A 10,963-nucleotide genomic window follows, 5' to 3' on the forward strand; every position below is an offset into this window, starting at 1 on the left:
ACTAACTAGCCTCCATCAAATCCGGTGTGATTCAACACAGGCAAACAAGTAGATGCAGACAAAGGTTATGACAGTGCCCAAAGGCGCGAGATGCTCAAAGCACTGGGCTTTAAAGAAGGCATTCAGCGCAAAGCGCACAAGAACAAGCCATTGAGCCAGTGCCCACAAAAGCGCAACCAGCGTATTGTCAAGACAAGAGCTAAGGTAGAGCATGTGTTTGCAGGCATACGGCACATGGGCGGCAAACACATCCGCACCATTGGCATGGCCAGAGCTGCGGTGGCCATGACGATGATGGCTACTTGCTACAACCTCAAACGCCTGGCCTCTTTCCTGCACCGAGGTGTTGATGCCTTCTACAAAATCAAGTCCTCAAAGATGCAATTGCGCCCACAAACAGCAAAAGGCTAAGAAAATAGGGCAAAAGGCCCTGCTTGAGACGATTTACGCGCGATTTTTTGCTTCAAACCCTGCTCGGACCAAAAATTTGCTGATTTAGACTGGGTTGCGAGAGGTGTCCCACAGCTGTCACGCCCATAAACCACCAAATACGCTTGATCATGCAGCGGGGCTACGCGCTTAGTTTGCACATAGCCCCACTTGGTAGCCGATGATGGCGACGACTGCGAGGATGAGGAGGTTTTTAAGCATATGTATTGATAATGGTGCAAAAAACTTAGGGAGGAATTATTCCGCGTGGGGAGCCGTAAGCTCCCCCAACCCGGTCGAGCATGGCCATGTGCAACATGTTAAAAATTGGCCTTATTCCAGTTTTCATCGTTATGTCGGCGAAGAGCGTTTGCTGCTGGATTGGGGGCAATCAGCCGAAGCCATACATACACAACCAACACCTTTTGCCAGTGATGCGTAGGGCGGGTTGGAGCGAAGCGTAACCCGCCATTGGTTGATCAAGCACGCTGCAAGGAGGAATCAGAAGGCGGGTCTTGACCAGCCCTACGCTACCCGCCGTACAGTGGTCGTGGTTGCTTTAATTGAGCATCAAAGCCCCATTCCATTTAATGTGCGAATATAAAAAAAATAATCAACAATAGCAAAAATAAAAAAAATCACCGACACACACATCACAAATTGTAAACCAATTTTTCTTACGAATACATAGTTTAAAAATATTTGAATAGAAATAAATAATAAGAAATAAAACCAAAAACCAAAACCTAAAAAATCTTCGGGTGAGTTTTTATTTAAATCTTCATCGAAGTTGATGTAATTGTAAATAGAATTTATAGATAAAATTGCATATATTAAAGTTGGAGTAAAACAGAATAAATGAAAAATGTATTTCATCAGAACCCCGTGCCTCCTGAACTCCATCCAGTAGGCGGACCATCTCCAAAAACTGCGCCCTGACACTTACTGACAAGTCTAAGAACCACAGAGTTTGAATTTGGACCACTTACAGCACTATATCCAGGAACTCGATAGTTTTTACTCTTCAACAATTCAGCCTCTCCCAAAATACATCTTTCCATCCTGCAATCATCGATGTCGCAGCTCTTTGGTGTAGGTTCAAGAATATATAATGTTCTAAATTCACCAATTCTTGAATATTCTGTATCGTTGTTACTATCTTTGGATGGGTCGATAATGTTCATTCCATTTCCAAGATAACTTACATGTATTCCATTTATATTCTCGCAATTCAAAACAATATAACAATGCTCACCACCCAATGCTCTTGCCATCCGAACTTTCCAACTAGGCTCTCCTCCAGGGGAGCCCACAGGCCTGCAGCGCACTACTGACTTAAGTCCACTTGGATCAATTATCATAATTCCATTCGCATCTGAATAAGAATAAATATTCAGACCTCCATCTAATCCAATCGGGTCACTCTCAATATACCTGCCCATTGCTGGATTGTAGTCTCTGTGGAAGTTGTAATGGGTGTTCGTTTCTTGGTCAAAGTACTGCCCAGGGAACCGAATATTCAATTCCGCACTAGCTGTTGCTGAGACAGTCGTCTCCCCAAAGCTCTCAGCCACCATGCTCCAAGTCTCCTGGCCTGCTCGGTTTGTGGCAATCTGCGGCGTGCCCAGATGATCGTTTTGGATGAAGTGGTAGGTGCTGCTTGTTGTATTGTTTGGCGTTTGGGCATGATCGGCTTGCCAAATCAGCTTGGTGCCCCAAGGCGCATTGGGCTCCCACCCATAGGTTTTGGCTTGATGCTGGTTGCTGCCTGTCTTTCTGATCTCTGCCAGTAAGCCTTCATTGTTATAGACGAAGTAAGTGGTCTGCAGGGTCGATGCTTGTCCTACTGTCTTGCTGATCCGTCTGTTCAGCGGGTCGTACTGGTACGTGGCAATCGTTTGATTGTCGTCCTTGACCGTCGTCAGCCGCTCAGAGGCATCGTATTCATACGTTCTGGTCTTGCTGGCATGGGTGTGCACTTCTTCTGTGATATTGCCCGCCTCGCTGTACCCATAGTTGATCTGGCTTTGCTCATAGCCCCATTGCTCCAGCCGGTTGCCTGTCTCGTACTTCCACTCCCCTGGCTGGTGCGCACTGCTTTTGCGGTTGTGTACGGGGTCGTACGTGTATTGCTCAGTCGGTAAACCCAAGTCTTGCAGGCTTTGGCTGGGCTGGACGCTAGTGAGCCGGTCCAGGTTGTCATAGCCGTAGTCGGTGGTGCCTTGGATGTTGGCTCCTACTTGCCTTTGAATCTGCGTGATGTTGCTGTCCAAGTCGTACTGGTAGGCCAGGTTCAGGATGTTTTGCTGCGTGGCTGCTGTGCTGTCTGTTTTGATTTGCTGGTAACGGTAGAACCCATCGTAGCTATTCGTGCGTTTGGCACCAGGGTACTGAATCTCTGTGGGCAGATTCCAGTCATAGCTTGCCCATGTGATGGTGTCACTGGTTCCTGGCTGGCTGGCCGTTTTGAGATAACCCTTGTCATAGGTGAAGTTGGCCGTCGTGTTGTTTGGATAGGTCTGGCTGGTCTTCTGGCCGTCCCCGTTCCACGTCTGGCCAATGGTGGCCGTGACTTGGGTTGCACCTTCCCCGTAGGTGATTTTTTCTTGTTGGCTTCTACCCAGCTTGTCCACGGTGTAGATGGCTTGACTGATGAGTTGGCCTGCTCCGTCCTTTTGCTCGTAGCCGGTTCTCTGGCCGGCATCGTTGTAGCTGTATGTGACCACTTGGCTCAGAGCTGCTTTTCTGACTGCATCAGCAACATGGCTGGTTTTGGTTTCTTTGATGATTCGGCCATCATCGTCATAGTCGATGGCGTTGGTATCGCCATCGGGATTGGTGCGCAGTTTGAGCTGACTGGCGTTGTCGTATTCATACGTGGTCTTGCCACCTTCTGGCCTTGTTTCTTCTTTGAGGCGGCTGAGTTTGTCGTATTGGAACCGGTGCACATTCTGGTTGGCATCCGTGACCGTGACTTGGTTGTCCTGAATGTCGTAGCTGTAGAGCGTGCTGAAGTTGTCCGGATCGGTGGTTTTGATGATGCGGTCTCTGGCATCGTAGTCGGTGGTAGTGGTCTTGTCTGCCGGGCTGGTGGTGGCAACCGTGCGCCCTGCTGCGTCGTAGGTGGTGATGGTTCTGAGTTCTTGCCCGATGTTCGCACCACTGCCAGCCTTTTGCGTGCTGACGGTTCTTCTTCCTCTTTGGTCGTATTGGTAGAGGGTTTGCAGGTTCTTGGGATAGGTGATGCTGATCAAGAGATCGGCATTGGCCGTTTCCTTCTCACCATAGGTGTAGGTGATGACGTTGTTGTGTGCGTCGGTCTGGGTTTGGGGTCTGCCTTCACTGTCGTAGCTGGTGGTGTTGGTGACACCTTCGGCACTGGTGGTTTTAATCAGGTCACCGTAGCTGTTGTACTCAAAGCTGGTGGTGTGCCCTTCCTGGTCAGTCTGGGTTTTAACTCTGCCGTGTTTGTCGTAGGTGGTCGTGGCAAAGTGGCCCAGCGGGTCAGTGGTTTTGACTCTCTGACCTCGGTCGTCGTATTGCACTTGGCTGGTGTGGCCCATGGGGCTGGTTTGGGCTTCCAGTTGGCTTCTTGCGTTGTAGGTGTAGGTGGTGACTCGGTTTAAGGGGTCGGTCTTGGTTTTGGGGTTACCTACTAGGTCGTAGGTGAGTTGGGTGGTGTTGCCTTCGGCATCGGTGATGGTTTTGGTGTTGCCGTAGGTGTCGTAGGTGTAGGTGATGACGATTGAATCAGGGGATTGGGCGTTGCCGTCTTGGCTGATGACGTGTTGGGTGAGCAGGCCATACTGGTTGTACGTCCAGGTGGTGGTGCGTTGCTCTGGGGTGCCCAGGGCCTCTACTTGTTTGGTGACTCGCCCTGCACTGTCGTAGTCCCAAGTGCTGACGATGCCCAGTTCGTTGGTGTACCGGGTTCTGAGGCCTTTGTCGTTGTATTGGCTGCTCTCTTGGCTTCCATCGGGGTGGATGGTTTTGGTGATCTGGCGGTTGTGGTCGTAGTCGTACTTGGTGGTTAAACCACGGGCGTTGGTGACGGCGGCGTGGAAGTTGCCATCCCATTGACGGGTGTTGGTGGTTTTACCATTGAAGGTGCGTTTGAGCTCAAAACCTGCTAAGTCGTAGGTGACTTGGATGCTGTTGCCTCGGTAGTCGGTTTCGTTAACGAGGAATTGGCGGCTTTCTTTGAGGTATTGGGTGCTGGCGGTGTCTTGCCCACGGCTGTTGGTGAGTTGGGCTACGCGCCCTGCTCCCCAGATGTTTTTAAGCTTCTTGGTGGTGCCGCTGCTGCCACTAGGGTCGTAGGTTTGGCCTTTGCTGCCTAAGGTGAGTTGGGCTGGTGGGGCAACGACGCTGGAGGCGTATTGGACGGTGATGGTGTCACCAGCGGCCTCTCCTAAGGGGTCGATGCGTTTGGTGATTTGGCCGTCACTGTTGTATTGGTACTGCCAAGTCTCGCCAGCTACGTCGGTGACTTGGGCTAGGCGTCTATTGTCGCCGCTGCCGCTCCAGCTGTAGCTGACGCTTCGGCCTGCCCGGTCGGCCACCTTGGTGATAAGGCCATTCTCAAGCGTGAGGGTGTAGGCGACTTGATCGAGATGGTCGAGGATACGGATTTGATTGGCGCTGTCGTAGGCGAAGCTGACTTTGATGCCGCTGGGGTTGGCGTAGCCGAGGATTCTTCCGTCTTTGTCGTAGTCGATGGTGTTGCCTAGGCGGTCGTACCACTGCCAACCTTCACCAGTGCCACTGTAGGCGTTGGAGGTGGTTTTGCGGATGTAGACGGGGGCGTAGCTATTGGCTGATGAGATGAAGAGGCTGTCTGAACCACTGCGTTCGTACAAGAGGCCTGCACGTTCGATGACGTTGGGGGTGCCGCCTAGGGGGTCAAGCTCAAAATTCAAAGGACCCCAGGCGGGGTTGAGCCACCAGCGGCCTTGGCTCCACGAACGGGCGATGTCGATGGGGCCGCCTAGGGCCGCCACACGCAGGTCGATGTTGCTCTCGCGGTATTCGTTGTTGGGTTGGCGCACTGTGGGGGCGCTGCTGCTCACCTGCAGACCCGTGGAGATGGCGATGTCGCCTACCCACGGGTCTGTGCCAAGTGGCTGGGCTTGGAGGGGCGTGTATGCCAAGACTGCACTGACCATCACAGCGCGGACTAAATGGGCAAAGTGTGATGGTTTGACACGTAGACATGCGCCTTTGATGTTTTGAAAGCGCATGGCGTACCAATGTTGGAGATTAAAGCTGGCAGGCGTTACAACGCTGCTGGTGGATTTGGAATGCATGGAGCCCTCTAAAAATTTCTGTATTTATTCTGTGGTGATGGTGCGCAATGGGTCGCAATTGATAGTAATGGGTCGCAACGAACGACTTTACTCAATGGCTTGCAAAGGCAGTTTGCGTGCCTGTGCAACCAGTTGGGAGTTGTCAGGTCGGATGCTGAAGGCGTTGTTGAGATCGACCACCGGCAGGTCATACCGTTTGGTGCTGATGCCATGCTGCTTCATACGGGTGTGCAACACATTGGCGACTTGGCGGTCATCGACACTTTGGTATTGGTGAGGAATTCCCGCAGCGCGCAGGTCTTTGAGCGTTTGCTGGGTAAAACCGCAGGAGTCTCGCCCGTACACGACCAAATAGGCTTGATCGTGCAGCGGGGGCACGCGTTTGGTTTGCACCCAGCCCCAGGCCTGATACCCCACAACCGCCACAATGGCGATGATTAAAAGATTTTTAAACATACACAGTCCGATGAAGTTGAATGGCTGGCACTCGCCTGTGCAGCGTCACTAAGACAAGACAAACAGGCCATACTGACTCAATTTAAGCTGACTCGGTTTAGCGAGAAGAAAATCTGGGAGGGGAGCCGCCTGCTGAGCCTCCACCACCGCTACCTCCAAAACTACCGCCGCCGCCGCCGCCGCCACCGCCACCCGCACCGCCCATACCGCAATCACAAGCGGGGCAATGGGGCGTGCAGCCAGGGGCCAATGGAATGCCGCCGCTGCCGCCCGGATAGCCTCCCACTCCCCAAGGCGAACCTGGACGTGGTGGCGGAGGTTTGTAAGGCCATGTTTGTGAGGTCGTGCCTGCACCACAGCTTGCGCCCACTAAGCGACTGAACGTGGTTCCAAAAGAGGAGCTTTCGACTTCACCATTGGCACAGACCCAATCACATCCGCCTGTCGCTTGCTGCGCATAGCTGGAGCAGCTACTGGCCTTTGCGCTGAAGAGACTTGCCACATTTTTCTGTAGTTCGCTATTCCAGTCATCGGTCGGGGTGCGCATAAAACCCATGCCTTTGGGATGCAGTTTTTTGGCTGTCACACGATAAGGGATGTAAATACGTGTTTTGGCTGGCAGTACTTTGGGAATCTCCGCAAAAAACTCGTATGTGTAGTATTCATCACTCGTTGGAGGATTGAATTTGACATTCTCTGCCTGCACCAAGCCGTAGTTGGTCAGTGTTAACTCACCCGTGAATTCCTCCCCAATCTGCAGATCAGGCAGGTTGATTGCCATAGGTTCGAGCAAGACAACGGGCGCTGGCACCTGAGTTTGGTAGGTCGCTTCCAACACAATGTTGTACTCATCCTGAATCGTGGTCTCCGTGACACTGAAATCCACGCTCACGGTTTGGTAGCTCAGGTGCACGTGCTCACGAATGCTGATGCCTGGCCGCACAAATATCCGACCACTCTTGTCGCTGTGGCGTGGGCCACTGGCGCGGTAAACGTAGGTGCCCGGAGGGATATTGTCGATACTGGCGCGGCCTGTCGCATCGGTGGTGAGCGTGAAAACTTGTGTTTGCACGGCCTCGTTCTGTAGGCGAATGCGCGCGTTGTTTACACCTTGAATGGCTTGACCGTTGCTGTCCAGCGTGTCGGTGAAAATGTCACTGACGCTGAAGATCACGCCGCCTTCGCCGCTTTGGGTCACCGCTACAGAGACAGGGATGCTGCCTTGTCCTTGGTTATCGGCATCGACCAAGATGCGGAAGTTGTAGATGCCATCGGCCACATTAACGCCTGGACTGGCCGTGACTTGAATTGGTACTTCAGCACCCACATTGACCGCACCGATATTAGAGCTGCTAGAGAGGAAGATCCAGCTGGGCGCTGCATTGCCTTGGTGATCGACCAAGCGAATGCGCACGTTCTGTGCTGCCACCAAGCCACGATTCCCAATGGTGACCTGCTCTGTCACGCTATTACCTTGCTGAACGCCTGTTTCTACATAGGTGGGTTTGGCAAACAGGCTAGGGGTCGCGTTGCTCAAGCGGTAAGAGATAGTGAACGTCCCACGTGGGCTGTTGCTCGTATCACTGGCGTAAGCGGTAAGCACAACGGTGCCCGTCTCTCCTGCACTGCTGCTACCCGTAAAACGCACGAGCATGGGCACGGTCTGGCCTGCAGGGACATCGATGGGGCTGCCAAGATCCAGGCTGATGCCCGGTGGCAAACTGCCACTTGGTTGATTGGCAGGTTCTGCCACCCAGCGCACACCTGGAGCCCCTGTGCCACCACTGGCCCTGGCCTGGATGGTGATGGTGCTAGGAAACTCTCGCGCCGCATTGAGGCTGTACCCATCAGGCGAGAAACTCAAGCGGTTGATACTAAAGCTCGATTGCGCGGTAAAGTCGGTTTCGTCAGGATGCATGGCTGCGACTTCATACATTCCACTGTCGCTGTTTTGCGGAATGAATTCGTAGCGGAACTGGCCTGTCGCATCGCTGGCAAGATTGATGCGGCGCTCAAACCCGCCTACTTTGAACAGCAGACGCAATACGGCGTTCGCCTGTGGTTGCCCACTCTCGCGGTTGAGGGCTTGCCCTTGGATCACGATGGGGTCTTGGCCGAATGAGTGCTGAGGGGTCACACTTTGCACTTTCCCTGTATAAGGAGTCGGTGGTGCGACAGGGATGGTCGGTGCACTGACATTGACCTGCCGCGTGGCAGTCGCCGTCACACCGTTTTGGCCGGTGGCAACCGCACGCAAGGTGTAGGTGCCTGCTGGCAAATTCGCCAATGACCATTGGGTGGTGTATGGCGCATCATTAAGCGTGGCCAATACTTGGCTATTGGCAAACAGTTGCACTTGGGCAATGCCACTGGCCGCACTGGCGGTCACACTAACTGAAACACGCGTATCAGCGGCAGCCGTCAACTGGGCGTTGTCTGATGGGCTTGCAAAGGCGACGGTGGGTGCAGAGGCTTCATACGTCACCACAACCGACGCGCTTTGCGCACTCGTGCCTCGGCTATTGGTGGCCGTGGCATGCAATTGGTGCTGCCCCGCCGCAGGCAACGTAATCATTAGGCCGAACCCGCCATTAGTAGAGGCCGTTACAGGGCTGCCAATGCTGTTGCCATTGAGGTACAGCTGCACTTGCGAACCGGCCGTAGCAACACCACTGACGGCCAGATTGGCAACGCCAACCAAAGCCCCTGTTGACGGGCTGTGAATGACAGGCGCTGCAGGTGCCTGCAATGCCAACGTGAAGGGAATCGTCAATGCGGTAGCAACACCGTTGGCATCGGTCGCGTTAATGATCAATTGATGCGTACCATTAGGCAGCTGTGCGAAGTCAACGAACTGGCTGGCCGATGCGGGACTGATGTTGGCGTAGGTGCGTGAGAACACATCGACACCATTGACCTGCGCGGTGATAGAGGCAATCCCCACCTCGCTTTCAGCGGTCACTTGCAATTGGCCTGGTTGGGTCAATGTGACATTGGGCTGCAACTCTTCACCATTCAAGCTGGCTACCAGCGTAGGACCTGCTCCGCCCGTTCTTTGCACGGTGACCGTGCGGTTGACGCTGCTGCTCAGGCCTAAGAAGTTGGTGGCTTTGGCTGTCAGTTGGTGCGTGCCATTGGCAACACCCGTCAAGTTCCAGAGCACTTCATACGGGGCTTGGCTGACCACCCCAATGCGCTTAGTGCCCTGCAGAAACTCAACCTCTCGAATGCCTTCAGGGTCTGTGACAGAAACGACCAATGTCGTGTTTTGTTCCAGTACTGCATTGGCTGCAGGCTGTAACCATTGCGTCAAAGGGCCTTCAGGAATATAGGCAATGGCTTGTGAAAGGCCAAATACACTGGTGCTGCCTTGTGCGGTTTTGAATTGCACAAACACGGTTTTGTCTCCCGCGCCAGTGCTCAGGGTGTAGCTGGCTAAGGTGGGATGGCCCGCCATGTCCAACCACGGCTGGCTCTCTAAGGTGCTTTGGTTCTCACTCAAACGGTATTGGGCCGCTTGCGGGCAATCCAGACGCAACTCAATGGCTCTTGCACGGGTGATGTAGCCTTGCGTCGGGGTGATGGCACAAGTCAGTGCAGGTTCCTCCACCAAAAACTGGCCGTAGTTCACGCCACTGCTGACACGGTTGCCTTGGCCTGTGGGGTTGCCTGTAACATCCCGAGGGCCACTGGCATGGCCCCACCAGTTTCCTTGGGCATCAACGATGGTGGTGGGATTGGTATTGCGCACCCCATAGTCGCTGTTGTCTGCAATGCTGGAAACACTGAGTGTGGGCACGGCACCCTGCTCTGCCAAAACCCCCACTGCGTTATTGCGAATGCTGGACTCCAAAATCAACGGGCTGCCTGCCCCGACAACGCGCAGGCCGACGCTGTTCTCTCTCAAGTCCAAACGGCTGAAGGTATAGGCTTGCCCACTGATGGTCAAACCCGCCCCACCTTGCAAATGGCTTGGCAATCCCTGCGTTCCGCCTGCATACCGAATGCCCAAGCCGTTGAGCTGCACATTGGCAGGGGTCACGCTGGCATCCAGCATCAGTCCCAACCAATCACCGGCAGCGGGCTGTGCGCTGCTGGCATGAGTGCTGGGGCCGTGCAAGCTGTCATCGTGCGCGGAGCTGAGCACTACACCTGCGCCCGTTTGCAGTTTATCGCGCACATATAGGCCTGAACCTGGGCCGAATTTAACGACGACACCGTCTTGAATCAGCAGTTGCGCATCACCAGCGGCGTGGGCGGGCTGCAAGGCTGTCATCCATACGAGTACAAAAAAACACCACAAGGCAAGCAAGCGATGCAAACCTGTTTTGACTGCGGTGTAAGCCATCAATGTGTGGGAGTGTTTCATAGCCATCTCCTTCTTGTTATGGGGCGGTTACGGTGATGGCCGCGCTGGTTGCGGGCTCAAAACCGGGGGCGCTGACGGTGATGGTGGTGTCGCCGGGGGCAACCGCCGTGAAGGTTGCCGCCTGCGAGCTGGTAGAGTTTGCTGCCCACGTCACCGAGGGGGTGATCGTGCCCACCGAGGGGACGGAAGTGGTGAGAGTAATGGTGTAAGCGACTGCAGCAGAGAACGAGCTGGAGTGGTAGGCACCTGGCACGTCACTGACAGCTCGGATGCTGCCTTGCGTTCGGCCAGCAACTATCGTGTTAGGAACACTTTGCAGAATCAGCTTCGGCATGACCGTCTCAACGGTCAGTGCCGAAGGGCTGGAGCCAACAGCCGTTGCTTCAATCTGGGTAGAACCCAG

At 54.0% G+C, this 10,963-nt stretch carries 3 protein-coding genes and 2 pseudogenes; 1 reads left to right on the forward strand and 4 read right to left on the reverse strand.

The window, feature by feature from the left end:
- Positions 1 to 33 precede the first annotated feature (33 nt).
- A pseudogene (locus E9531_RS16905) lies at positions 34 to 411 on the forward strand (transposase); the annotation flags it as partial.
- An 893-nt stretch (positions 412 to 1,304) separates the two neighbouring features.
- Here the strand turns inward: E9531_RS16905 and E9531_RS16910 are convergent.
- The 4 genes and pseudogenes from E9531_RS16910 to E9531_RS17560 form a co-directional block, all read right to left on the reverse strand.
- Positions 1,305 to 5,735 carry an RHS repeat-associated core domain-containing protein gene (locus tag E9531_RS16910; RefSeq protein ID WP_136574950.1) on the reverse strand — a complete coding sequence of 1,477 codons (4,431 nt, stop codon included), beginning with the start codon at positions 5,733 to 5,735 and terminating at the stop codon, positions 1,305 to 1,307.
- An 87-nt stretch (positions 5,736 to 5,822) separates the two neighbouring features.
- Positions 5,823 to 6,191 carry a thioredoxin domain-containing protein gene (locus E9531_RS16915; protein ID WP_136574951.1) on the reverse strand — a complete coding sequence of 123 codons (369 nt, stop codon included), beginning with the start codon at positions 6,189 to 6,191 and terminating at the stop codon, positions 5,823 to 5,825.
- Between the two features lie 97 nt (positions 6,192 to 6,288).
- On the reverse strand, positions 6,289 to 10,560 hold the full coding sequence (locus tag E9531_RS16920) for an Ig-like domain-containing protein (RefSeq protein ID WP_136574952.1): 4,272 nt from the start codon (positions 10,558 to 10,560) through the stop codon (positions 6,289 to 6,291).
- 16 nt (positions 10,561 to 10,576) lie between these two features.
- Positions 10,577 to 10,963, reverse strand: a pseudogene (locus tag E9531_RS17560) (hypothetical protein); the annotation flags it as partial.

Source organism: Lampropedia puyangensis, from assembly GCF_004833285.1.
Taxonomy (GTDB): domain Bacteria; phylum Pseudomonadota; class Gammaproteobacteria; order Burkholderiales; family Burkholderiaceae_C; genus Lampropedia; species Lampropedia puyangensis.

Excerpts from the sequence above, each read along its gene's own strand:
- E9531_RS16915 (WP_136574951.1), bottom strand. The coding sequence starts at position 6,191 with ATGTTTAAAAATCTTTTAATCATCGCCATTGTGGCGGTTGTGGGGTAT.
- E9531_RS16910 (WP_136574950.1), bottom strand. The coding sequence starts at position 5,735 with ATGCATTCCAAATCCACCAGCAGCGTTGTAACGCCTGCCAGCTTTAAT.
- E9531_RS16920 (WP_136574952.1), bottom strand. The coding sequence starts at position 10,560 with ATGAAACACTCCCACACATTGATGGCTTACACCGCAGTCAAAACAGGT.